This window comes from Zhongshania antarctica, assembly GCF_014202945.1.
In the GTDB taxonomy this organism is placed as follows: Bacteria; Pseudomonadota; Gammaproteobacteria; order Pseudomonadales; family Spongiibacteraceae; genus Spongiibacter; species Spongiibacter antarcticus.
This window is the reverse complement of the sequence record NZ_JACHHW010000006.1, coordinates 308,784-333,431: the sequence shown is the minus strand read 5'-3', so window position 1 is coordinate 333,431 and position 24,648 is coordinate 308,784. Positions and strand designations below refer to the sequence as shown.

Below are 24,648 nucleotides of genomic sequence, written 5' to 3'. Positions count from 1 at the left end.
TGCCAAATAAGCAGGTTTAACCGCAAATAAGGCACAAATATAGCAGTGCAATGGATTTAAAACGCAAAAAGGCAGCCAGTGCTGCCTAGTCAGACCCTCAATAATATAAGGAATGCGCAGGGATTTCTAGGCCTATGGCGGGTAAAGGCGCGATGAATTAATTGCCCCACACCTTTTGGTAGAGACCTTTAATCTCTGCGGCATTGGGGATCCGCGGATTATTATTGGGTGAGCCGGAATCCAGCGCCTGCTGTGTCATTAATTCTAGCGACTGCTGCCATGCTTGAGCGTCTATTCCAAACTCGCCGGGACGGGGAACCTTTAGGTCGCTGCAGAGCAAACGCAGGCCCGCGACGAGCTTCTGGTTGGCGGTGGCGTCGCTGTCGCTCGACTCGGCCATGCCCATGGCGCGGGCGCAGTCGGCGTAGCGGGCGGGGGCGCCGCTGATCGACCATGCGGTTACGTCAGGCAAAAGCATTGCATTGCTTAGGCCGTGGGGCACATGGTAGAGCGCGCCAATCGGACGGCTCATGCCGTGAATCAGCGTGACCGATGAATTTGAAAAAGCGATGCCGCCCTGTGTCGCTGCGAGCATCATGGCTTCCCGCGCTTCGCGGTTGTCGGGCTGTTGGCAGGCGGTGCGGATATGGGTGTTGATGGCCGTCATTGCCGCCAGCGCAATAGTATCGGTAAACGCGTTGGCTTTTTTACTGACATAGGCTTCTAGTGCATGGCAGAGACTGTCGAGTCCGGTGTCGGCGGTTAAGCGCCAGGGCATACTTAAGGTCAATTCAAAATCGACCAGCGCGGCAATGGGCATTAGGCCGAGGCCCATACACAGCATTTTTTCCTGGCTTTCGGTGTCGGTAATGACGGCGGCGCGGGTGGCTTCTGAGCCGGTGCCTGCGGTGGTCGGTATGGCAATGACGGGCAGGCCATCAGCTATTGAATTAGGCACTTTGTAGTGGCGCATGGGCTGGTCGCGATGGGCCATAACCGCAATGGCTTTGGCGGTGTCTATGGAGCTGCCGCCACCTAATGCGACTACGCAGTCGTATTTACCCTGGCGTAATACTGCAAGGCCTGCGGTAACCGCATCGCTGGTTGGGTCGGGAACAACTTCGGTAAATCGGTTGTGACTAAAACCTTTTTCGCTGAGCTGGGCTTCCAGCGTGTCTAGCCAGCCAAGACTAACGATAAAGGCGTCGGTGACTAGGAGCGGCCGCTTTAGATTCAATTCATCGAGTACCTCGGGCAATTGGCGGCTGGCACCTGCGCCAATGCGCAGTATTCGGGGCAGGTTGATATTGGCTGTCATAAAAGATTCCTATTTATTCTGCGAGCCATTTAATCCCGAGTCGCTGGGAAACACAAACGCAGTGTTGACGGTGAATACTTTTTCGCGCTAAATAAGTGCGTTTTACAATTGCTCTGCTATACAAAGAGGGAGCCATTTCGTATTGATCGCTGATACCGGTTCATAGTGCAGTGGTTTAGCACGGCAATTAACCCAAATAAGAAACACATTAAGTACGGGGATAACAATATGATAAATAAACGACGTTCTGGGCATGCCTTAATTGGGGCATCCGTGGTGATGGGGCTCGCTGCTGGCGCGCCGTTAAGCCACGCAGAGTCGACGCGCACGATCGAAGAGGTGTTGGTCACGGCGCGAAAGCAGTCGGAGACCTTGCAAGATGTGCCGTTTTCGGTAGCCGCGATGACCGAGGGAAAGTTGCAGCAGAGTGGCGCAACCGATCTGGAGTCGATGGCAAAAAATGTCGCGGGTATTTCTATACAAAATTTAGGCCCTGGCCAGAGTCAGGTTGCTATTCGCGGCATCTCTGCCGGGCAAATTGTTCGCGATCAGCCAGGTGTAAAAGAGCAGGTTGGGGTCTACATGGATGAGTCAGTGATCTCTATGTCACTGTTTACGCCGGACTTGGATTTTTACGATATGAATCGCGTGGAAGTGTTGCGCGGACCGCAGGGAACCTTGTTTGGCTCCGGTTCCTTATCTGGGACAATCCGCTATATCACCCAGCAGCCGAATTTTGATGGTGTCAGCGGTTCGATTCAGGGCGATGCAGAAACCATTAGCCATGGTAGCGATGGCGGCAGTGTGAAAGCCCATTTAAACGTGCCCTTGAGCGACAAGGTCGCCCTGCGGATGGTACGTTATTATCAGGAATTCGGCGGATTTATTGACGCCTTACAGCCCGACGGCAGCGTTAATGAAGATGTGAACGAGGGCGTGCGCGAGGGCGGACGGCTGGCGGTATTGTTTCAGCCAAGTGATGCCTTGAGCATTACCCCTAAGGTGGTATTCCAAAAAATTGATATGGACGGCTTCAACCGCGAGGACGACTACCATCTTTTAGCTAACCCTTACACGACCACTCGTCCGGCAATAACGTTGGGTGATTATGAACAGTACACTCAATTAGAGGAGAGTTTTGAGGACGATTTCGCGCTGTTCGACCTCACTGTGAATTACGATTTTAACGACCAATTGAGCTTGACCTCGGTGAGTTCTTACACCGATCGCGATGTGTTGGTGGTTAGGGACGCAACCGCGCTGAACTCCAGTATTACTGGTGGTTCCTACGGCGAGGCCCCTTCAGTTTATTTGCTGGACGCGCCCTTATACGATCGAACCTCCGCAGAGGTGCTTACCCAAGAGTTGCGTTTGAGCGGTTTCGACGGCCCGATGCAGTGGGTTGCCGGGGTGTTTTATAGTGAAGTGGAGCGGCACTATAGCCAGTCTTTACTTGTTGACGGCTTTGAAGCCAGCAATCCCCAGCACCCGGATCTCTCGGGCTCAACAGCAGGCCAGCGGGCGAGCACGGATGAGCTTTACTACTCTGATATTCCCTATCAATTGGATCAATATGCGATTTTTGGTGAAGTGTCTTATGACCTAACTGATAAAACCATGTTGGTGGTGGGCGCGCGCTATTTTGATTATGAAGAAACCCGCGTGCTTAGCTTTGACGGGATCTACACGGCGGCGATTATCGACGACCGCAGTGTGGTGAGTTCTAACGGGGTCTCGCCGCGTGTTATTGTGCGCCATGCCTTGAACGACGATGTCATGTTAAATGCTCAGGTGTCCCAGGGCTTTCGCTTAGGTGGCAATAACGACCCACTTAACGTGCCACTGTGTAGCTCGACCAATAATGACGAGCAAATATACGGCAACAACCGGGATTTTGATGACGAAACAGTCACTAACTATGAAGTCGGTGCAAAAACCAATTTCATGGGCGGCGCAGGTACGTTTAATGTTTCGGCCTTCCATGCCCAAATCAAAGATCTGCAAGTTACCGTCGATGCCGGCTCGTGTTCTTCGCGCTTAATTTACAACGCAGATGAAGCCCACAGCAGTGGCGTTGAGATGGAGCTGTTCATGCGGCCGCTGAGCAATCTGGAGTTTGGCTTGTCGGCGAGCTTTGTGGAAGCCGAGCTGGATTCTGATGTGGAATCAGAGGGTTCAGTGTTGGCAGTTGTCGGCGGTCAAGATGGCGATGATTTGCCGACTGCACCGGGCTTTGAACTCGCGGCATCGGTGACCTATTACTTCCCCGTTTTTAATACCTGGGAAGGTTTTGCCAATGCGACCTATCAAAATGTGGGTGAGCGCTATACCAAGATCTCTGACCAAAATAATAATGGTCAGGGCGTGGCGACCTTGTACCCCAATGTAGGTGGTCCGCTAACTCAGGCGACTTACGGTTATGACCGCGAGATGGATAGCTACGAAATCGTGAACCTGCGCTTGGGTGTTCGTAACGAAAACTGGGATACCGCGCTGTTTGTGCGCAATGCGACCAATGAGAAGGCAGAGCTGTCAATTGATACCGAACGCGGTGGTAATGCGCGGGTTGGTCATCATGTTAATCAGCCGCGTACCATTGGCCTGAGTGCGCGCTACAGTTTCTAACGCCACTGCTTGCTATTTTTGTTGACGGCCCTTCGGGGCCGTTTTTGTTTGTGGGTGATTGGTATGTTTGGGAATATTCGTGATAATGGGATTTTTTACCGCGCAGGACTTCCCCTATGGCCGCATCACCTCCTGAGCTCGACGCCGTTAAACTCGGTTTGTTTGTTAGCCGCATGGAGTCGGTGTGCGAGGAAATGGGTGCGGTCCTGCAGCGCGCTGCATTCTCGCCAAACATAAAAGACCGTCTCGATTTTTCCTGCGCCATATTTGATGCCAAAGGTCACCTGTGCGCCCAAGCGGCGCATATTCCAGTCCATCTTGGCAGCATGGCTTATGCCATGGCGGATATTGTCGATGCTTGCCAGTGGCGGCCCGGCGATATGGTGGTGGTGAATGACCCCTTTCTCGGTGGCACGCATTTGCCCGATGTCACCGTAATTGCGCCGTGCTTTGACGCCAGCGGTGCCCTGCAGGCTTTTGTTGCTAATCGTGCCCATCATGCCGATATCGGTGCGTCAGCGCCGGGTTCCATGCCCTTGTCTAAAACCCTTGAGGAAGAGGGTGTGGTGATCCCGCCTACCGTATTGGTTCGCGCCGGAATGTTAGCTAAAAGTTTGCTGGATGAATGGTTTGGTGCAGGGCAGCACGGCGATTTTATTGCGCAAGTTAGCGCCAATCGCACGGGTTTGCAGCGCTTAAACGAAGTGATTGCTGGCTTAGTCGTACCCTTCGGGGTGGCGGTAAATCAGTTGCAAGACTATGCCGAAGGTATTGCGCGGCGGCGTTTGGCCGAATTGCCCCGTGGCAGTTTTGCCTTTACCGATTACATGGATGACGACGGCTTTGGTCATTTGCAGTTACCTATAACAGCAAAAATTGATTTAAGTGTCGGCGGCGTGGTGGTCGACTTCAGCGGCACTGCGCCGCAGGTTGAAGGCAATATCAATTGCCCGCTGTCGGTGGCTGCCGCCGCAGTGTATTACGTGTTTCGCTGCTTGATGCCCGATGAGGTCCCGGTTTGCGCGGGCTTGTTTAGGCCTATTCGCATAAGCGCGCCGCTCGGCTGTCTGCTTAATGCCCAGCGGCCAGCGGCAGTGGCGGCGGGCAATGTTGAAACGTCGATGCGCATAAGCGATGCAGTCTTGGGGGCGTTGGCGCAAGCTGCTCCCGATCTCATTCCGGCGGCCAGTCAGGGCACCATGAATAATGTGGCTATGGGGGGGCGCGGCGCGGGCGCAGACTGGGATTACTACGAAACCATCGCTGGTGGCATGGGCGCTCACGCACGTGGTCGCGGCTTGAGTGCGGTGCAAAGTCATATGACCAACACCTTGAATACGCCGGTAGAGAGCTTGGAGATGCACTACCCCCTGCGCGTGCGACGTTATGATGTACGCAGAGACTCCGGGGGCGCCGGTCGCTATCGTGGCGGCGAGGGGCTAATTCGCGAATTTGAGTTTTTGGCGCCCACCCAGTTCACTTTGCTCACCGAGCGCCGCCGACTTGCCCCTTGGGGTTTGGCCGGTGGCGGCGACGGTGCCGTCGGCAAAGACAGTTTTAATGGCCAAGAGTTGCCCGCCAAGGTGAGTATGATGGCGGCCGCTGGTGATATCTTAAAAATAGAAACTCCCGGCGGGGGTGGATGGGGTGAGGGCGCCTGAGGTCTGATGTCGGGCGTCGGACGCAAGGGGCGCCGTTGAATTTGTCGTCTGGCGTCAGACCTCTGACATCAGACTTTTGCCCGATCCATTACTTTTGTTCGTGAAATTGCTAGAATGGCGCGAATTCTTCCCGATAAGTGCCTCGCGTCAATCAGGTCTTATTACTGTTATCAAACAAGTAGGTGGTCCATGGACACAATTGAAGCAATCAAGCAGCAGATTACAGCTAATCCTATTATTCTTTATATGAAAGGTTCGCCTAACCAGCCCCAGTGTGGATTCTCTGCGCGGGCCTCGCAGGCCCTTATGGAATGCGGCGAGCGTTTTGCCTTTGTGGATATTCTGTCTAACCCTGATATCCGTGCAAAAATGCCTGAGTTTGCCAATTGGCCGACGTTTCCGCAGCTGTGGGTTGCTGGTGAGTTGGTTGGCGGCTGTGACATTATTTGTGAAATGCACGAAAGTGGCGAACTGAAAACCTTGGTTCAAGAAACGACTGCGGCGAGCCCAGCCGCCGAATAATACTAGTTTCTGCGCAATTTCGTAAAACCCGATGATTCTATTGTCGGGTTTTTTTATGCCTCCAGTTACAAATAGTAATGGGAATGCTTTGCATTTAGATTAAGGCTTGCTATGATTTGCCGCGTTTTGCAATGATGTCATCTGTATTTGGCGTTTATTTAAAAAATAAGCGGGCCGTGAGATTCCGCGCTACTGAGACTGGAGAGTTTTCAATGAAAAAGACCGTATTAGCCGCGGCCATTGCTGCCTTACCCTTTGCTGCGTATGCAGAGACCGCGCCGAGCAATGCCGAAATGTGGCAGATGATCAAAAAGCAACAGCGCGAAATTGAACGTTTGACCGCCGAGCAAAAGCAAGCCGACAGCAAAATTAATGCAACAGCTGATGCGGTAGAAAAATCAGCAACCGTTGCCGATTGGGCTAATCGCACGACCATCGGCGGTTATGGCGAACACCACTTTAACCACTTTAAAGACAAAGATGACAAAGTTGATGCTCACCGCTTTGTTCTGTTTGTTGGTCATCAGTTCAGCGATACCGTGCGGTTTTTCTCCGAGGTCGAAATTGAACACGGCTTTGTTGAAGACACGGCTGATGGCAGCGGTCCTGGCGAGTTGGAGCTAGAGCAGGCCTACATCGCGTGGGACTTCACCCAAGGTCATACGCTGACGATGGGGCAATTCTTGGTGCCAGTGGGCATCATGAACGAAACTCACGAGCCAGACACTTTTTACGGTGTTGAGCGTAATAACGTTGAAAAAGAAATTCTGCCTGCTACGTGGTGGGAAACCGGTGTTATGGTCAGCGGCGAAATTCTGCCCGGCCTTCGCTATGACGCCGCGCTGCACAGCGGTTTGAAAATCGAGTTTAACCCAGATCCAGCTAAGCATGGCGCGGTGCGCGGCGGTCGTCAAAAGTCGGCTAATGCAACCGCAGAAGATCTGGCTTACACCGGTCGTTTGGTCTTCAACGGTATTAGTGGTTTGGAGCTGGCGGCAACCTATCAGCACCAGCAAGATGTTACCCAGGGCGCTGGCGACGATGGCGAAGCCGATTTAATCGAGCTGCAGGCTCGCTACCAGTGGCAGAATTTGACACTGACTGCGCTTGCTGCTGAGTGGGATATTGACGGTACTAGCTTTGTTGCCAATGGTAGTGACAAGCAGGAAGGTCAATATGTTGAGGCTTCTTATAAGCTTACGCCATCGCTCGGTGTGTTTGTGCGTCAGGGCGAGTGGGATAACCGCGCGAATAGCGGTACTGACACCGAGATTGAACAAGTCGATGTGGGTGTTAACTACTGGCTGACCAAAAACGTGGTTATTAAAGCGGATGTGTCTGAGCAAGACGGCGCTAAAGATGACGACTCAATCAACCTAGGTCTAGGTTGGAGCTTCTGATATTGGCCATCAGCCATTATAAAATGCCAACACGACGCAGCGGGCTTATGCCCGCTGCTGTTATTTTTGGCGTGCTCTTAGTTCTACAGTGTATGACAACACCGTTGGTACAGGCCGCCAGTGCCGGACAGTATTTAACAGTGGACGAATTTCTCGACTTGGGTTTTGGTGATGATGCCAAGCCGGAGTCTAAGGTGTTTTGGTTAACGCCGGCGTTGAAGGCGAGAATAAAGGCGATTCGCGGTAAAGACTTCCCCCTTTTGCGGGTGCGCTATTGGCAGCAGGATTTGAGGACGGCGTGGATATTGGAAGAAATCGGCAAGGAAATGCCGATTACCATCGGCGTCGTCGTTGATTCGGGTGGCGCGATCTCAAGTGTGACACAAGTCGAAATTCTGGCTTTTCGCGAGAGTCGGGGGTGGGAGGTTCGGCACAGTTTTTTCACCGAGCAGTTTCGTGGTGCAGCGCTCGCTGAGCGCGATGTATTAAGCCAGCATATCGATGGTATTACCGGCGCAACTTTATCGGTTAGAGCGGTAAAACAAGTCGCACTTATTGCATTACTCCTTGCAGATGCGGTACAAGCTTCAGCTGACACTAGCGCAGCGGAATAAGCAGTGAGCCCTTATCGTATTTTCAGAATGTTGTTATTGCGTTGGCATCGCCGAATTGGCGTGGTGGCGGCGCTCTTTGTTGTAGTGTTGGTTGTGACAGGCATTGCCATTAATCACAGTGACGACTGGGGTCTAGATAAAAAGCCCCTAAAACAAGCGTGGCTATTAAAGCACTATGGCATTCCCTCGCCGGTTCTGCGCAGCTTCCCTTTAAATGAATCCCTTAACAGCGGTGCTTGGTTAAGCCAGCTTGGTGATGGTCTCTATCTGGCGGAAACCCAAATTGGCAGCTGTGGTAGCCCGTTATTAGGTGTGGTGGTGTTGCCTGAAACGATTGCAGTTTTATGCGCTGGACGCCTACAGCTTTTTACTCCTGCGGGCGAGAAGCTCGACGATATTAGCGAGTCGCTAGGCTTACCCCGTGGCGCGGAGGCCTTGGCGCTGGATGGCGAGGCGGTATTGCTGCGCACTCCCGCTGGCGTGATTGCCTTTGACCCCCGTAGCTTTATGTTCTCAGCCATGAGTGTTGAGGGCGTGACTTGGGCTGCCCCAGCACTGGCGCCACCCACTATTCAGCGCAGCCTTTTAGATCAGTACCGCGGCAGTGGTTTGAGCTGGGAGCGCCTGCTGTTGGATTTACACAGCGGCCGCTTGTTTGGTTCTGTCGGTGTCTACATTATGGACTTAGCGGCAATTGCGCTTCTTCTGATCGCGCTGAGTGGTGTATGGGTCTGGCTGAGTAAACCTGGACGTTGGAAACGCCCCTCGTAAGTACAAATAAGCCGCCATTGGCCGGCGCTGCGCGGCAGCGCACGCTGGCGGTCAATGGCGATTTCACTCGTTCGTGCTACGGTCTAGCTTATTATCCTTGGAGTGACCGTAATGAACTCAACCCTGAATATGTGGCGCAAGCTATCGCCCTATCCCGCCGGTAAATGGACATTTTCCAAGGCGGTTTGCCTTAAAGCGCCGTACTTCGCGACAATTAAACCCTGCTTTGAAGAATTGGATGTTGGCTATGCGGTGGTTCGCATAAAAGAACACCGCGCCATTCATAATCACATTGGCAGCGTGCATGCGATTGCCATGTGTAACCTTGCCGAAATCTGTGCTGGTGTGGTCAGCATGGCCTCCCTGCCTGAGGGTATGCGCTGGATACCGGCCGGTATGACCGTGCGTTATTTGGGCCGCGCCAAAGGTGTGTTGCGAGGCTACGCCACCATGCGTGAGATCGTGCCCGGCGAAAAAGGCTCAGTGCCGGTGATTGTAGAGGTGAAGAACGAAGCGGGCGAGGTGGTGTTTGATGCCGAGATTGCAATTCATGTGTCGCCGATGAAGTAGTCAGGCGTCGGACGTCAGGCGTCTGACGTCCGACCATGAGTTTTTTTAGCTCAGGCTGCCCATCATCGACTGCTGGTAATTCTGTATACCCACTTTCTCAATCAGGCCTAGCTGAGTTTCCAGCCAGTCAACGTGCTCTTCCTCCGACTCCAAAATCTCTTCAAACAAGTCACGGCTTACATAGTCGTTAACCGACTCGCAATATTTGATGCCGTCTTTTAGATCGGGAATGGCCTTTAGCTCCAAGGCTAAATCGCATTCCAGCATTTCCTTGGTGTTCTCGCCAATCATCAGTTTGCCGAGGTCTTGCAGATTGGGTAGGCCTTCCAGAAACAATATTCGCTCAATGAGTTTGTCGGCGTGTTTCATTTCGTCGATGGATTCGTGGTATTCGTGGTCGGCTAGCTGTTTTAGGCCCCAGTCTTTGTACATGCGTGAGTGCAGAAAGTACTGGTTTATTGCGACGAGTTCGTTGCCGAGGGCTTTATTAAGATAGGCAATGACTTTGCTGTCACCTTTCATGAGCTTGATCCTTTGCATGGTTGGCGGTTTTTATAAGTGTGGACTGGGCTTGTTGAGTATTCAAGTTGAAACGCGTGATGGGCGATGCAAATGCGACTTGGCGTCGTTGCTCCGAACGCATTTCATCGTTGCGGGGATGGGCTCCTGCCACCGCAGGCGCGACGATACGTTACGCAGTTCGACGGTGCGGGTAATGTTTATGAATGTCAGAGGATGTTCTATGAAAAGAGGCTTATGCCGCTGCGTAACAGAGGCTTTCGTCGTAGCTATTCAAATAACTATCGTAAATCTCTCTGGCGACAATGCCACACTTACCGCATTGGCTGGCTAAATCGAGTTGACGGCGCACTTCGCGAAAGCTGCCAGCACCGGCATCAACGCTGTCGCGTATATGCTTATCTGTAATTCCTTTGCAAAGGCAAACGTACATACTGGTCTCGATCTCGGTCAGCACTTTATTGAATGGCAACGATAATGCAAATGAGAATGCTTGTCAATTGTATGTGGGGCATATGATGCCGATAGCCAAATCCTATGGTCGTGATTAGAAAATTCAATGGGATAGAGCGGGGGGCGGGTGTATGATTGCCGGTCTGAATAAGGCTTTTATATCTTTTTTTTCAGGTATAAAAATTAAATCAAATATAAAACCGGAGGTTTATAAACATGGGTGTTTTAGTCGGTAAGCCAGCGCCAGATTTTACGTGTGCTGCAGTACTTGGTAATGGCGAAATCGTTGACAGTTTCACGCTGAGTGAAGCCGCCAAAGGCAAATACGCTTTATTGTTCTTTTACCCACTGGATTTCACGTTTGTATGTCCTTCTGAGTTGATCGCATTGGATCACCGCATGGACAAATTCCGTGAGTTGGGTGTAGAGGTGATCAGTGTTTCTATCGATTCACAGTTCACTCATAACGCATGGCGCAACACCGCTATTAAAGACGGCGGCATTGGCCCTGTAACTTACACTATGGCTGCTGACGTACGTCACGACATCTGCCGTGCCTACGACGTTGAAGCTGAAGGCGGCGTTGCTTTCCGCGGTGCTTTCCTGATCGACAAAGAAGGCCAGGTGCGTTCACAGCTGATCAATGACCTGCCACTGGGCCGTAACATTGACGAGCTAGTGCGTTTGGTTGAAGCCCTGCAATTCCACGAAGAGCACGGCGAAGTTTGCCCAGCTGGCTGGAACAAAGGCGATAAAGGTATGAATGCCTCGCCAGACGGCGTTGCTGCTTACTTGGCAGAGAACTCAGGCAAGCTGTAATGAGATAAGTCTGACGTCGGAAGTCTGGCGTCGGACGATAGAAGAAAGTCGGATGTCTGAAGTCGGACGTCTGACGTAAAAAAGCCCGGTGCGTGTAAACGCACCGGGCTTTTTTTATGCTTTTAGCGTTAGACGTCCGACCTCAGACGCCCGACTAAGCTTCGCTGTTAAGCGAAGTTCTTAGCTGCAAATTCCCAGTTAACCAAGTTCCAGAAACCTTCTTCCAAATACTTAGGGCGGGCATTGCGGTAGTCGATGTAGTAAGCGTGTTCCCATACATCGGCAGTAATCAGCGGCGTTTGACCTTCGCGAGCGATTGGGGTGTCGGCGTCATCGGTGTTAACGATTTCAAGGCTGCCGTCGCTGTTTTTAACCAACCAAGTCCAGCCTGAGCCAAAGTTACCCATGGCTTTGGCGTTGAATGCGGTTTTGAATGCATCAAATGAGCCGAAGGCCTTGTCGATGGCTGCTGCGAGGTCACCTGTTGGTGCGCCGCCGCCGTTGGGGCTAAGGCTGTTCCAGTAGAATGTGTGGTTCCAAACCTGGGCGGCCTGGTTAAACATCACGCCGCTAGAAGCTTTGATGATCTCTTCCAGAGTTTTGCCTTCAAACTCGCTACCGGGAAGCAGTTCGTTGAGTTTAGTAACATAGGCGTTGTGGTGCTTGCCATGGTGAAAATCGAGGGTTTCTGCAGAGATATGCGGTTGCAGTGCGTCTTTCGCATAGGGCAGTGCAGGTAATTCAAAAGCCATTGGATTCTCTCCTGAGAGTGGGTTTGCGTGGTTAAATTGTGACCGTATTAAGGCGGTTATTCTCCGCCGCGATCTGCTTTTAAATATTTAAAAGCAAGATCAAGACCAACGCCAGCCGCCAAGCTGTTGCCAGCGATTGACGATCTGGCAAAATAATTCGGCAGTCTTCAGTGCGTCGTAGGCGGCGCTGTGGGCTTCGTTGTTGTCGAAGTCGATGTCCGCTAGCTGGCAGGCTCTCGCGAGCACGGTGTGGCCATAAGCTAGCCCCGAAAGGCTGGCGGTATCCATCACCGAAAAAGGGTGGAAGGGATTGCGTTTAATGCTGCTGCGTTCAATCGCGGCCAATACAAAGCCAAGATCAAAGTGCGCATTGTGCCCAACTAGCACCGCGCGGGTGCACCCACTCGCTTTTACCTGCTGGCGAATTCGCTTCATCAACTCGCCCATGACAGTCACTTCTTTTTGTGCCTGTCGTAAAGGGTTATGGGGGTCGATGCCGGTGAATTCAAGGGCGGCGGGTTCGAGATTGGCGCCTTCAAATGGTTCGACGTTGTAACTGACGGTGTCATCGGGTTCGAGTTGGCCGGAGTCGTCCATGCGCAAAAAAGTTGCGGCTATTTCCAATACGGCGTCGGTTTGGCAGTTAAAACCACCCGTTTCAACATCGATAACCACTGGTAGGAAGCCGCGAAACCGCTGCGAGATCATTGATTTTTCATCACAAAATTCCATGTCGGTCTCAGCCTATCTGCCAGTGGAGTTGCTCACCACCGCGCAGAGGGTAAATAGTATCGCTGCCCAGCGGGAGTTGCTCAGGGGCGGTCCACGATTGTTTGATCAAGGTAATGCTGTCGCTATTGCGGGGCAGTCCATAAAAGTCGGCGCCGTAAAAACTGGCGAAGGCTTCGAGTTTGTCTAGGGCGCCAGCGGCGTCAAAGGCCTCGGCGTACATTTCAATTGCCGCGTAAGCAGTGTAACAGCCTGCGCAGCCACAGCTGGTTTCTTTGCGATTTTTAGCGTGGGGCGCAGAGTCGGTGCCGAGGAAAAATTTTGGGCTGCCCGAGGTCGCGGCGCTAATTAAGGCTTGCTGATGGGTGTTGCGTTTTAATATCGGCAAACAGTAATAATGCGGCCGAATACCACCAGCGAGCATATGGTTGCGGTTGTACAGCAAATGGTGAGCGGTAATGGTGGCGGCAATATTGTCGCTGGCCGCGCTCACGAACTGGGCTGCGTCAGCGGTCGTAATGTGTTCTAACACCATTTTTAGCGCCGGAAAATTCGCGGCGATAGGCGTCAGGTGGCGATCTATAAAGCGAGCTTCACGGTCAAAAATATCGATATCGGCGTCGGTGACTTCGCCGTGAACCAGCAGTGGTAGCCCGTGTTTTTCCATGGCGGCCAGAACCGGATAGAGATTTTCGATACTGGTCACGCCAGAGTCGGAGTTGGTGGTAGCGCCAGCGGGGTAGAGTTTGGCGGCAAATACGGTGTCAGATGCCGCTGCGTCGGCAATGTCGGCGACCGTGGTTTTGTCAGTGAGGTACAAAACCATCAGCGGTGCGAGTTGGTGACCTGTTGCTGGCAATGCCTGCACAATGCGCTGACGATAGGCATTGGCTTCGGCCAGATTGCGCACGGGCGGGGTCAAATTAGGCATCACAATAACGCGGCCGAAATAGCGGCTAGCGTCGGCTACGGTATGGCGTAATACCTCACCATCGCGCAGGTGGATGTGCCAGTCGTCGGGGCGGGTAATCTTTAAGGTTTGCATGGAAGGCCTTAATCAGTGTCGGCGGCGGCGATACTGGCTAGCATCGGGCCGGTAAGCAATGGCTCTGGCGCAGAATGCTACAGGAATTCGGGGTTTGTATAAACACCCACGGCATCGCGCCGCAGGTGTTTGGGGCCGGTAAGGGGAATTATCCCCAATTTATGTGGGTAAACCTTCAGCTCAATTTGGGTCTTGGCGACCAAACTCCAGCTCCTTGCTATTGGCGGTAATAATACTGCTGCCAATGCCTGGAACGGCCAAGAGGTCCTCGTTGGATTTAAACGGGCCATTGCTATTGCGGTAGGCAATAATCGCCTCGGCCCGCTTTTCACCAATGCCCTTGAGGGTTTGTAATTCTTCAGCACTGGCGGTATTCACGTCGAGGGCGTGGCCAGAAAAAGAGATGATTAGCAGACTGCTTAAAAATATGAGTTGTGCCGACCAGCGGCGTAGATAGGTTTTCATCAGCAAATTCCCTTTGGTTGATGAGTACAGCTACGGTTTATTTTAAGCGGCGCAATTGCGCCGCTTAAAATAGTAGAACAGCCGGCTTGGTTTGCAAAGTTTTTAATGCGTCCTTAGCGAACCTTGATCTCCGTCCACAGCTTGTTGGCTAAACGGCGCTCCTTGGCATTGCGGGCGGCGACGGTTTCTAGCTTTGCCTGTAGTTCTGGGGTTGGGAAGATCGCCGTAATTTTAAGGATATCCTCGTCAATGAAGGGGGTGGCTGCGGCATTGGGGTTGCCGGTGCCGACAATCGTTGTCAGTTCCGCTGCATTTTGCGGGTCCATCATAAAGTTGATAAACATATGGGCCAGCTCGGGGCTGCGGGCTTTTTTGGGGATAACCATATTATCCAGCGCTAATACGGCGCCTTGCTTCGGTAGCACAAAGTTAACGGTGAAATCACGTTTAGCTTCGGCGGCATCGGCGCGGGCTTGAAACATATCGCTAGAATAGCCGTGAGCTACCCAGATATTACCAACCGTAAGTTCTTTGATGTAGCTAGAAGAGTTAAATGCAGCCCAATAAGGTTTAGCCTTCAGAATAACCGCTTGGGCTTCTTTGAGGTGCTTCTCATCGGTGTCGTTGATAGAGTAACCGAGGTACTTCAAGGCGGCGCCGAACAGCTCTTCCACGTCGTCCATTACGGTAACCTTGCCTTTGATCTTGGTGAGTACGGCGGGGTCAAAAATAATCGACCAGTCGGCGGGGTCGATGCCCAGTTCGGCGATTTTGTTCTCGTTATAGCCTATTAGCGTTGTGGTAAAGGCGTAGGGTAGAGAGTAAACATTACCGGGGTCGTAAGCCTTGTTCATGTAGCCCGCCGCACTATTGCCAATATTACTGAGTTTGCTTTTGTCTAATGGCATCAAAAAGCCCTGTTTGACCAGCGCTTCGACGGCGTTTTGGGTGGGAATAACCACGTCGTAATCACCGCCACCCGCGAGGAGTTTGGCCATCATTTCTTCGGTAGCTGAGAAATAATCTTGCACTACTTTACAGTCGCACAGGGCCTCAAAACGGGTGACGGTATCTTCGGCAATATAATCGTTCCAATTGAACAGATGTAAGGCTTTTTCAGCCATAGCAAATTGCGAAAGGCACAGCACAAAACAGCACAGTAACTTTTTCACGATAGCGTCCTTTTAAGGGGTTGAGTGGGTTATTGTCGCAATACAGTTGGCGAAATTTTCGATAGCACGGTAATCAAGGTCAGGGTGACTAACATCAACAGGGTTGATACGGCGTTCACTTCTGGGGTGACGGCAATTTTAACCATTGAATAGATCTCCAGTGGTAAGGTCGAGCTGCCTACTCCGGCAGTAAAGAAGGTAATAACAAAATCGTCAATAGATAATGTGAAGGCCATTAATGCCCCGGCAATAATGCCGGGCATCAGCAAGGGCAAACTGATGAGCCTAAAACTTTGCCAGGGACTGGCGCCGAGGTCGCGAGCCGCCTCAATTAAACTTTGATCCATGCCCGCCAAGCGCGATTGCACTGCCAGTGCCACAAAACCAATGCAAAAACTAACGTGAGCAAGAATAATCGATACGCTGCCAAGGCTGACATTAAGCAAAATAAACATCAGCAGCAGGCTAACGCCGATTAAAATATCAGGCATGGCAATGGGGCCAAGTACCAGTGCCGGCAGCCATTTCTGGCGGCCACGATGGATGGCCAGGCCTGCTAGGGTGCCGAGCACAGTGGCCATGGCGGCGCTGATGATGGCAATAATCAGTGAGTTGCCTGCCGCCCGCAAAATATTTTCGTTGTGGATGAGTTTTTCATACCACTTCCACGTAAAGCCCACCCACTCGGCATTGAGCTTGGAGTCGTTGAAAGAAAAAATCACGACTACCGCGAGCGGGATGTAGAGAAATAGATAAACCAAAACGCCAGCGCTGACGAGGGTTTTACTGGGGCGATTATGTACCACTGTTAGCACCCCCGGTCTTGCCGAGTTTCGCGGCAAGTAAGACTAGTAAGAGGGTGATGCCAGTGAGGACGAGCGATAACACGCTGCCAAACGGCCAGTCCCGCGATTCGACAAACTGCTGTTTAATGACGTTGCCTATCATAATGCCATTGGTGCCACCGAGCAGGTCTGGTATCGCGAAAATCCCCAGCGAGGGAATAAATACTAAAATCGCGCCAGCATAGATTCCGGGCAGTGACTGCGGCCAGGTAATTAACCAAAAGCACTGAAAGCGATTTGCGCCAAGGTCTTGGGCGGCATCGAGCAGGCGGTTATCGTGTTTCTCTAAATTGGCGTACAGCGGCAAAATCATAAAGGGTAAATGCACATAAACTAGGCAGGTAATGACGGCGGTACTGCTAAACATCAGGCTAATCGGCTCGAGGCCGAGTGCGCCAGTGACATGGTTGAGGCCGATGGTTAGCGCGCCTTGGGGGCTGAAAATAATCATCCACGCGTAGATGCGTACCAGAAAATTACTCCAAAACGGCAGAATAACTAAAAGCAGCAGCAGATCCCGAAACCGCTTTTGACTGCGGGCAATCATCAGCGCCAAGGGGTAGGCCATAATCGTGCAAATAAGGGTGGTCAGCAGCGCATAGCCCAAGGATTTAAATAATAGGCCGAGGTAAATCCCCGACTCGAACAGGCGCAGCCAATTCTCTAGGGTGAAATCGAGACTGAGCTGCCCATCTTCAATGTAATACCACGGGGCTAGGCCGCCGTATTCGCCGGGATAGCGGAATGAGGCAAAGAGCATCATTACGCTGGGCACGGCAAAGAACAGCAATAGATAGAGCGCCGGTGGCAGCGCCATTAAGTGATTGCGGAGGCGTTCGGCGCGATTCATTAAGGTCTGCACTGGCTTACGGGACCAAGTGGCCGGCGTCGATACGCCAGGCAATTTGCACGGCGTCGCCAGTGTCAAATAAACGGGTGCGACCGGGGGCATCGTTAGCCAGCATCGCCTCGATCAACACACCGTTGGCGAGTTCAATGATGTAGACGGTCACATCACCTAAATACAGCATGTCGTGAACCTTGCCGCTGAACAGGACTTCATCGGAGCCTGCCTCAAGTGTGGCGGCGAGGCGAATTTTTTCGGGGCGCAGGGTAAGTGCGCAGCTATCGCCACTATTAAAGGTGATTTCAGGGTTGGCAGTGGCGGTCAATTCGCCAAGGCCCGCTACGGCAATGCTCACCTTTTGTGCATCGCTGCTGACTACTTTGGCGTCGAGAATATTGCACTGGCCGATAAAATCAGCCACAAAGCGATTGTCGGGATAGCTATAGAGTACCGAAGGCTCGTCAATTTGACTGATCTCGCCCTTGTTCATCACCGCAATGCGGTGGGATAGGGCCAGCGCCTCGCCCTGATCGTGAGTCACGTATACAAAGGTGATGCCCACTTCCTTTTGCAGGTTGATTAGCTCAATTTGCATTTGCTCGCGCAGTTTGGCGTCCAGTGCCGATAGCGGTTCGTCCAATAGCAACAGGCGGGGCCGGTTTACCAGGGCGCGGGCGATGGCAATGCGCTGCTTTTGGCCGCCGGACAGCGCATCGGGGCAATGATTGGCCTTGTCGGGCAGGCGCACATCGTCGAGCACCTCCGCCACGCGATGGGCAATCTCGGACTTGCTCATTTTGGCCATGCGCAAGGGGAACGCGATATTCTCGGCCACGGTCATGTGGGGGAATAGCGCATAGCTTTGAAATACCGTGTGAACCGGGCGCAGCTCAGGCGGTAACGCGCACAGGGACTTGCCGTCGAGTAGAATTTGCCCGCTGTCGGCTTGGTCAAAACCGGCGATTAGCCGTAATAAGGTGGTTTTGCCGCAGCCAGAGGGGCCAAGCAGGGTGAAAAACTCCCCGGCTTGGATATGCAAACTGACATTATCGAGCGCGACAAAATCGCCGAAGCTACGGGAAACAGCGTTAATCTCTAGCACGGCGAGGGGGCTTCCGTCGGGATGTTGAATTTGCGCTATTTTTTGCCAGCAATAGCCTTGCCGTCAATAGCCCAGAGCGCATTCATTTCAATAGTTTTACCGCTTTTTGGCCGATCTGGGCAGAAGGCGCAAGCTGGCATGGCGTAGCGGGGCAAAGACCGCTAAAATGGCGGTCTTTTTTTAATCTCGCAGGCACAGCGTTTTGCGAGGGCTTCAGCGGAGTGATAAATGTCGGATATCAATAAAGTAGTCTTGGCTTATTCAGGTGGCCTAGACACCTCAGTGATTGTCAGGTGGCTGCAAGATACCTACAAATGTGAAGTGGTGACCTTTACCGCCGATATTGGTCAGGGTGAAGAAGTGGAGCCCGCCCGCGCAAAAGCCAAGGCGCTGGGTGTGCAAGAAATTTACATCGACGACCTGCGCGAAGAGTATGTGCGCGATTTCGTTTACCCCATGTTCCGCGCTAATGCGATTTACGAGGGCGAGTATTTGCTCGGCACCTCTATTGCCCGCCCGCTGATTGCCAAGCGTTTAATTGAAATAGCCAATGAAACCGGCGCCGACGCGATTTCCCATGGCGCTACCGGCAAAGGCAACGATCAAGTTCGCTTTGAACTGGGTGCATACTCGCTAAAGCCCGGTATTAAAGTCATTGCGCCCTGGCGCGAATGGGATTTGACGTCCCGTGAAACCTTGATGGCCTATTGCGCCGAGCGCAATATCCCCGTTGATTTTGCTGGCAAGAAGAAAAAATCGCCTTACTCCATGGACGCTAACCTGCTGCACATCTCTTACGAGGGCGGCAATTTGGAAGATCCGTTCTGGGAGCCAGAAGAAGACATGTGGCGTTGGTCAGTTAGCCCTGAAGCTGCGCCAGATACCCCAACCTATATCGAAATCGGCTACGAAAACGGCGATCCAGTGACCTTAAACGGCGAGGCGCTGAGCCCCGCTACTATGCTGGCGACACTGAATAAAATTGGTGGCGACAACGGTATTGGCCGTTTGGACTTGGTCGAAAACCGCTACGTGGGCATGAAATCGCGGGGCTGTTACGAAACCCCAGGCGGCACTATTATGCTGCGCGCTCACCGCGCCATTGAGTCGATTACCCTCGACCGCGAAGCGGCACACTTAAAAGATGAATTAATGCCCCGTTATGCAAAACTCATCTATAACGGCTATTGGTTCAGCCCAGAACGCCGTATGCTACAGTCCGCTATTGATGAGTCACAGGGTTTTGTTAACGGCGTGGTACGCTTGAAACTCTATAAAGGAAATGTGGTCGTAGTGGGTCGTAAGTCTGACAATTCGCTCTTTGACGAGAAAATTGCCACCTTCGAAGACGACGCCGGCGCGTACAACCAAAAAGATGCAGAAGGCTTTATTAAGCTAAATGCCCTGCGCTTGCGCATTGCCGCGAATAAAGGCCGCTCTCAGCTGTAATTTATTCGTTAGAAAAAGGGGCCATTACAGCCCCTTTTTGATTTAAAAGGCTTTTATTTTAGAGCTTCTACTTTAATGATTACTATCGTGATGGTGCCTGATTTACACATTCAGTCGCGCTGTCAAAATGCCGGTATTGTTGGCGCTGGCCCGAATTGTAAATTGGGATGCTATTGATGATTTTTGAATCGCAGATGTACGGACGTAAACTCTGGGCGCTGTCGCTCGCCATCGGCATCATTGCCACCAGTGCTTGCAGTGGTAAAAACGATAATCGGGGCTTCCGAGGCACAGAGCCTAATTCTCGACAATTTACGATCAACGAATCTCTTGGTAGTGTCGAATTTTCAAAGGGAACCACAATTGGAAATAGCAAAAGCCTCAACTTGGCTATTGGCAGTGGCGCCTTTCGACCACTAAACGCACCTAACGACGTCTTTTATACCATCACAGATCGCGGCCCGACGATTGATTGTGCCGACAGCGAAGCCGTGACGGGCATTGCTAATTTTTGTGATGGCAATCCAGGTACTGTCTTTGCTATCAGTGACTATTCGCCGCAAATTATTAAATGGAAACTCAGTGGTATTGGTACGGCTTTAAAGTTAGAACAGTCAGAAGTCATTACCCTCACCGGCAGCGGTGGCAGCCCAATCAATGGCCTGCCTAACCCCTTTTCCAGTGCCTATGTAGAGACGCCTTATGATAAACAAGGCAATGAATTAACACGCAGTGTCGACGGGATTGATCCCGAGGCATTGGTGCGTTTGGATAATGGTAATTTTTGGGTTGCCGACGAATACGGCCCCAGCTTATTGCTGGTAAGCAGTACGGGCGAAATTTTAGAGCGACAAGTGCCTGCGGACTTAGTGGGTCAGCTAGCTGGCGCAAACTACCCCGTCAGCGGCGATATTATTCCCGCCATTTTTGAACGACGTGCAATTGATCGCGGCATTGAAGCCTTAGCGCTGAGCCCAGACAACAAATACCTGTATTTCTTTATGCAGGGACCTTTGGACAATCCCACCAATGGCACAGCTGAGTCACGTGTTGTGCGGGTAGCTAAAGTTGAATTAAATGCTGATGGCACAGCGAAAGAAATGGCTGGCGAGTACCTTTATCGTTTAGATGCGCCATCGCAATTTGCGATTAAGTCGCGAAGCGAGAACAAGGGTGATCTCGACGGCGATAATTTTGTAGCGCAAAGCGACGTGACTATAAATGAAGCCATCGCCATCGATACTGATCACGTGATTGTGGTTGAGCAGGCCAAGACCGTGAGTAAGTTTTACCGCCTCAACCTTGCCAATGCGACCAATATTTTAGCTGGCCCTTGGGATCAGGAGGCAACAAGCCCAAGCTTGGAGCAGACGGGCCTTCCGACCGACGTCAAATTTATTACCAAACAGCTGGGCTTTGATTCGCTCACTATGCCACTACCCAAAGGCATTAGTCCGCTGGCTGAGAATATTGAAGGTTTTGCACTGTTGGACGCCAATTTTGCGGTGGTGCTGAACGACAATAATTACGGTATTACCGGGCTTAGCAGCATAGTAAAGGTATTGCCGATTGGCGCCTTTGTCGTGACTTCCTCCGCGCCAGTCGAGGCAAGTTTGGATTACACTAAATCAGCTTCTTTTGCTGTGAATAATGCAGTAACAGTGGCAGGTGATAGCACGAATAAGCGCTTATTTGCGGTGAACGGTCAGAACAACAGCGTAGATGTTTTAGATGTTACTGATCCGCTTGTACCGGTGTCGGCGACGCCGGCGACCCTCGATCTAGCGGCAGCGGCGACTGATGCGGGTATTACAATCGGTGCACCTAAATGGGTAACTACCGCGGGTCTTTATGTTGCAGTGGCGCTGGATAATGACGATCCGCAAGCGAAGGGCATTGTGGCGCTCTATTTATTATCTGACCTTAGCCTAGTGACCACCTTTGAGGTTGGCGCGTCGCCCAAAATGGCGATTTTTGACTTGCTTGGCAGTCGCATTCTAGTTGCCAATGAAGGCCAGCCAAGTGATGACTTCAGCAATGACCCCGAGGGCAGTATTTCAGTTATCGATCTCAGGGATGGGGTTGATGTTGCAGAAGTCGAAGAAATTAGCTTCGCCGAGTTTAATGCCAATGGTATTCGAGCGCAGGAATTGCCCGCCGGCGTCAGAGTCTACTCTGGTGCAACTGTTGCGCAAGATCTCGAGCCAGAACATATAGCCGTCGCACTAGATAACACCAAACTGTTTGTTACCCTGCAAGAAAACAACGCGGTGGCCATTATCAATTTGGCCGATAATAGTATTGATCGTATTGTTGCTTTGGGCAGTAAAGACTTCGGCGTTAAAGGCAATGAGTTAGACGTAAAAGCAGATAATGCAGTCGATATTCGCGGTTGGCCTGGGGTTTACGGCCTGTACCAGCCAGACGGTATTGGTGCCTATCGTTTCGCCAATAAAAACTATTTTATTACTGCTAACGAAGGTCGTCCACGCACCTACTCCGCCTATAGCGATCAGGTAAATGCCAGTGACCTCGCGGTTGATAATGGCAACCCAAGCGCAACGGCTGCTGCAGACCCTGCCATGCTGGGTGATCTCAAGGTGAGTAGTGAAGACGGCGATACTGACAACGACAACGATGTTGATGAAATCACTGCTTTTGGTGCGCGCTCGTTTGCGATCTGGAATGAACAGGGCGAATTGTTGTTTGATTCAGGTAGCGACCTCGCTATGGTAACGGCGGCTAGCTTAGGTGCGAACTTTAATGATGCCGACACTGCAAGCCCCTTCAATGGTGCGGCGCCCAAGAGCATTGCCCTGGTGTCTAGCCTCAGCCGGATTTATGCTTTTGTGAGTTTGCAGCGTGCCGGTGGTATTGCGATTTACGATATTACCTCACCACTGGGCGTTCAGTTTGTGCAGTACGTGAACAATCGCGACTTTGGCGCAGCAACTGGTGATAAGGGCGCGGACGGCATCACGACGTTCTTTATCGATAGTAAAGCCTATCTTGGTGTGGCGAACGCCGAGAGTGATAACGTGCGGATATTTGAGTTGAACTCGGGTGCGAGCACCAACTAAGTTTTAGAAAAAAATGTACAGATAAGGCCATCATCCGCAGCGGGTGATGGCCTTATTTTTTGGCGGGTCGCTTTTGTAATTTACGTTGTAAGGTGCGGCGGTGCATGCCGAGCTGGCGTGCAGTTTCTGAAATATTTCCCTCGTTCTCGGCTAGCACGCGCTGGATGTGCTCCCACTCTATGCGATCTAACGAGGGTGGGCTGAGCTCGGCGTTGCTCGCGCTGGGTGGGCTGGTGTGATTTTCCAGTGCCGCCAGTATCTCGGTGGTGCTCGCCGGTTTCTGCAAATAGTTATCGGCGCCGAGCTTAATCGCCTCTACCGTGGTCGCAATGCTCGAATAGCCGGTGAGCATTAGCATTTTTATGCTGGGAAAGCGCTGGCGTAGCACGGGTATTAAATTCAGGCCGGAGCGGTTCTCTAGTTTTAAATCGACAACGGCCATCTCGGGGGTGAACTGCTCGCACAGAGTCATCGCATCGTCGACACTGTGGGCGACAGTCACCATATAGCCGCGACGCTCTAAGGAGCGACACAGTGAGGCGCAGAAACTCAGGTCATCATCCACCAGCAAGATTTTTTCATTATTGTTCACGGGCATACCTTGGCAATTGGTAAACACAATTCCACACGGCTGCCGCCACCGGCGCGACGGCGCCAGCGCAGCTCGCCACCATAACGAATGGCCGTGGCATTACTCAAAAAGAGTCCTAGCCCCCGTCCTTTGCCTTTGCTGCTGACAAAGGCCTTGCTCATCATGGCCGCTTGCTCAGCGCTCAGGCCCGGGCCGCGATCACTGATGGCAAAAATAATATAGTGATCCTGCTCGAAGACGTCTAAACGCAGGTCGTCGGTGCTAGTGTCGGCGCCATTGCTGAGTAAATTTAAAATAGCCTGACTCACCGTGCCATCAAGCTTCAGCGTCATGCTGCAAAGCGCGGGGCTGAGTGAGCTGTGCATTTCGCAATCTGGTCGCAGCACCTGCCAGCGCTCTTGGAGCAGAGCCAAATAGTCGGGCGCGGGGGTGTTTAGCGTGCTGTCTGTGCTGAGATCCCTCGCCGTGCTAACGAGATTGGTGAGAATATCGCGGCAGTGATCGAGTTGCTGGCCGAGGGTGGCAAGGTCGGCGCGGGTCTCGGTATCAAAGTCTTGTTCTGTTAAATCTTCCAGCACCACTTTCATAGTCGACAGTGGCGTGCCGAACTCGTGGGCGGTGCCAGCGGCTAGGCTGGCAACGGCCAGCAGTTGCTCGTCTTGCAGGCGGTGCTCTCGGCTACTGGCCAATTCGGCTTCGCGCTGGCGCAGGCTGTGGGCCATCTTGAAAACAAAGTAAGTGATTAGCACCGTGCTCACCAAAAAATTGGCCCACATTCCTAAAATATGGGTATTCGGCGCGCCGCCGTGTTGATGTTGATCGGGCGCGACGGCCTCCAGCGGAATAAAATTAAATAGCAGTAAACTGTAGGCCCCAAAACCGATAGCGCCCAGTAGCCACGTATAAGCCCAGGGTAGGGTGGCGGCAGAAATGCACAAGGGCACCAGTAAATAAGAGATAAACGGATTATTCGCACCACCAGAAAAATACAAAACCGCGCTGAAGCCGAGGGTGTCTACGCATAAGTGGATAAATAATTCGACGTCGGTCACTGGCCAGCTTTGATAGCTGCGCCACCAGCTGAATACCGCAAAGCCAGAAAGCGCACTCAAGAGCAGTTTCAAGGTGACATAGGGTAGCAGCCAGCCGAGCTGGTTTTCGGCATAAAATACCGCGCCGAATTGACCGGCAATCACTAGGCTGCGAATTAGGCATAGGCCGCGCAAATTAGCGGTATTGGGATTCAACGTTGCTCCCCACATCAAGAAGAATAAAGACGCCAGTATAGCGCTTACGCG

At 52.1% G+C, this 24,648-nt stretch carries 23 protein-coding genes; 10 read left to right on the top strand and 13 right to left on the bottom strand.

The window, feature by feature from the left end; genetic code table 11:
- Nucleotides 1–157: 157 nt before the first annotated feature.
- A complete protein-coding gene (locus tag HNQ57_RS12715) occupies nucleotides 158–1,318 on the bottom strand; it encodes an iron-containing alcohol dehydrogenase (protein WP_184463509.1) in 1,161 nt (386 codons plus the stop codon).
- A 228-nt stretch (nucleotides 1,319–1,546) separates the two neighbouring features.
- Between HNQ57_RS12715 and HNQ57_RS12710 the strand changes: the two genes are divergently transcribed.
- The 7 genes from HNQ57_RS12710 (at nucleotide 1,547) to HNQ57_RS12680 (ending at nucleotide 9,481) form a co-directional block, all read left to right on the top strand.
- Nucleotides 1,547–3,943, top strand: coding sequence for a TonB-dependent receptor (locus HNQ57_RS12710; RefSeq protein ID WP_184463507.1), 2,397 nt, complete (start codon nucleotides 1,547–1,549; stop codon nucleotides 3,941–3,943).
- 116 nt (nucleotides 3,944–4,059) lie between these two features.
- A complete protein-coding gene (locus HNQ57_RS12705) occupies nucleotides 4,060–5,604 on the top strand; it encodes a hydantoinase B/oxoprolinase family protein (RefSeq protein WP_184463505.1) in 1,545 nt (514 codons plus the stop codon).
- 189 nt (nucleotides 5,605–5,793) lie between these two features.
- Complete coding sequence (gene grxD / locus HNQ57_RS12700) at nucleotides 5,794–6,126, top strand: Grx4 family monothiol glutaredoxin (RefSeq protein WP_184463503.1); 333 nt, start codon at nucleotides 5,794–5,796, stop codon at nucleotides 6,124–6,126.
- A 212-nt stretch (nucleotides 6,127–6,338) separates the two neighbouring features.
- Complete coding sequence (locus HNQ57_RS12695; protein WP_184463501.1) at nucleotides 6,339–7,526, top strand: porin; 1,188 nt, start codon at nucleotides 6,339–6,341, stop codon at nucleotides 7,524–7,526.
- A gap of 92 nt (nucleotides 7,527–7,618) precedes the next feature.
- Nucleotides 7,619–8,140: an FMN-binding protein gene (locus HNQ57_RS12690; protein ID WP_184463499.1), complete on the top strand. Its 522-nt coding sequence runs from the start codon at nucleotides 7,619–7,621 to the stop codon at nucleotides 8,138–8,140.
- Between the two features lie 3 nt (nucleotides 8,141–8,143).
- Nucleotides 8,144–8,911 carry a PepSY domain-containing protein gene (locus tag HNQ57_RS18190; RefSeq protein ID WP_184463497.1) on the top strand — a complete coding sequence of 256 codons (768 nt, stop codon included), beginning with the start codon at nucleotides 8,144–8,146 and terminating at the stop codon, nucleotides 8,909–8,911.
- 111 nt (nucleotides 8,912–9,022) lie between these two features.
- Entirely contained in the window at nucleotides 9,023–9,481 is a 459-nt protein-coding gene (locus HNQ57_RS12680; protein WP_184463495.1) for a hotdog fold domain-containing protein, read from the top strand.
- A 45-nt stretch (nucleotides 9,482–9,526) separates the two neighbouring features.
- Here the strand turns inward: HNQ57_RS12680 and bfr are convergent, their stop codons facing one another.
- Both bfr and HNQ57_RS12670 read right to left on the bottom strand, forming a co-directional pair.
- Nucleotides 9,527–10,003, bottom strand: a complete 477-nt coding sequence (bfr, locus tag HNQ57_RS12675) for a bacterioferritin (protein ID WP_184463493.1) — start codon at nucleotides 10,001–10,003, stop codon at nucleotides 9,527–9,529.
- A gap of 232 nt (nucleotides 10,004–10,235) precedes the next feature.
- A complete protein-coding gene (locus tag HNQ57_RS12670; protein ID WP_184463491.1) occupies nucleotides 10,236–10,433 on the bottom strand; it encodes a bacterioferritin-associated ferredoxin in 198 nt (65 codons plus the stop codon).
- A 236-nt stretch (nucleotides 10,434–10,669) separates the two neighbouring features.
- On the opposite strand from HNQ57_RS12670, the gene HNQ57_RS12665 reads away from it, so the two are divergent.
- A complete protein-coding gene (locus tag HNQ57_RS12665; RefSeq protein ID WP_184463489.1) occupies nucleotides 10,670–11,272 on the top strand; it encodes a peroxiredoxin in 603 nt (200 codons plus the stop codon).
- 167 nt (nucleotides 11,273–11,439) lie between these two features.
- Here HNQ57_RS12665 and HNQ57_RS12660 read toward each other — a convergent pair whose 3' ends face one another.
- From HNQ57_RS12660 to HNQ57_RS12625, 8 genes are all read right to left on the bottom strand, one after another.
- Entirely contained in the window at nucleotides 11,440–12,024 is a 585-nt protein-coding gene (locus tag HNQ57_RS12660) for a superoxide dismutase (RefSeq protein ID WP_184463487.1), read from the bottom strand.
- Nucleotides 12,025–12,123: 99 nt separating this feature from the next.
- The gene (rnt, locus tag HNQ57_RS12655; RefSeq protein WP_184463485.1) at nucleotides 12,124–12,756 is read right to left on the bottom strand and encodes a ribonuclease T; all 633 of its coding nucleotides are present in this window, start codon (nucleotides 12,754–12,756) and stop codon (nucleotides 12,124–12,126) included.
- A 7-nt stretch (nucleotides 12,757–12,763) separates the two neighbouring features.
- Nucleotides 12,764–13,798: a dihydroorotase gene (pyrC, locus tag HNQ57_RS12650; RefSeq protein ID WP_184463483.1), complete on the bottom strand. Its 1,035-nt coding sequence runs from the start codon at nucleotides 13,796–13,798 to the stop codon at nucleotides 12,764–12,766.
- 180 nt (nucleotides 13,799–13,978) lie between these two features.
- Nucleotides 13,979–14,263 (bottom strand): ComEA family DNA-binding protein, encoded by a 285-nt coding sequence (locus HNQ57_RS12645; protein WP_184463482.1) that lies wholly within the window; start codon nucleotides 14,261–14,263, stop codon nucleotides 13,979–13,981.
- A gap of 113 nt (nucleotides 14,264–14,376) precedes the next feature.
- Nucleotides 14,377–15,435, bottom strand: a complete 1,059-nt coding sequence (locus tag HNQ57_RS12640; protein ID WP_226968298.1) for a polyamine ABC transporter substrate-binding protein — start codon at nucleotides 15,433–15,435, stop codon at nucleotides 14,377–14,379.
- Nucleotides 15,436–15,464: 29 nt separating this feature from the next.
- Nucleotides 15,465–16,241 carry an ABC transporter permease gene (locus HNQ57_RS12635; protein WP_184463481.1) on the bottom strand — a complete coding sequence of 259 codons (777 nt, stop codon included), beginning with the start codon at nucleotides 16,239–16,241 and terminating at the stop codon, nucleotides 15,465–15,467.
- Nucleotides 16,231–17,130: an ABC transporter permease gene (locus HNQ57_RS12630; protein ID WP_184463480.1), complete on the bottom strand. Its 900-nt coding sequence runs from the start codon at nucleotides 17,128–17,130 to the stop codon at nucleotides 16,231–16,233. Before HNQ57_RS12630 ends, HNQ57_RS12635 begins: the two co-directional genes overlap by 11 nt.
- Before the next feature lie 16 nt (nucleotides 17,131–17,146).
- Complete coding sequence (locus tag HNQ57_RS12625) at nucleotides 17,147–18,229, bottom strand: ABC transporter ATP-binding protein (RefSeq protein ID WP_184463479.1); 1,083 nt, start codon at nucleotides 18,227–18,229, stop codon at nucleotides 17,147–17,149.
- Between the two features lie 228 nt (nucleotides 18,230–18,457).
- On the opposite strand from HNQ57_RS12625, the gene HNQ57_RS12620 reads away from it, so the two are divergent.
- Entirely contained in the window at nucleotides 18,458–19,678 is a 1,221-nt protein-coding gene (locus HNQ57_RS12620; RefSeq protein WP_184463478.1) for an argininosuccinate synthase, read from the top strand.
- A 176-nt stretch (nucleotides 19,679–19,854) separates the two neighbouring features.
- Nucleotides 19,855–22,758 (top strand): choice-of-anchor I family protein, encoded by a 2,904-nt coding sequence (locus tag HNQ57_RS12615; protein WP_184463477.1) that lies wholly within the window; start codon nucleotides 19,855–19,857, stop codon nucleotides 22,756–22,758.
- Between the two features lie 52 nt (nucleotides 22,759–22,810).
- Here HNQ57_RS12615 and HNQ57_RS12610 read toward each other — a convergent pair whose 3' ends face one another.
- Both HNQ57_RS12610 and HNQ57_RS12605 read right to left on the bottom strand, forming a co-directional pair.
- Nucleotides 22,811–23,356: a response regulator transcription factor gene (locus tag HNQ57_RS12610; protein WP_184463476.1), complete on the bottom strand. Its 546-nt coding sequence runs from the start codon at nucleotides 23,354–23,356 to the stop codon at nucleotides 22,811–22,813.
- Nucleotides 23,347–24,597, bottom strand: a complete 1,251-nt coding sequence (locus tag HNQ57_RS12605) for an ATP-binding protein (RefSeq protein WP_184463475.1) — start codon at nucleotides 24,595–24,597, stop codon at nucleotides 23,347–23,349. Before HNQ57_RS12605 ends, HNQ57_RS12610 begins: the two co-directional genes overlap by 10 nt.
- Between the last annotated feature and the right edge of the window lie 51 nt (nucleotides 24,598–24,648).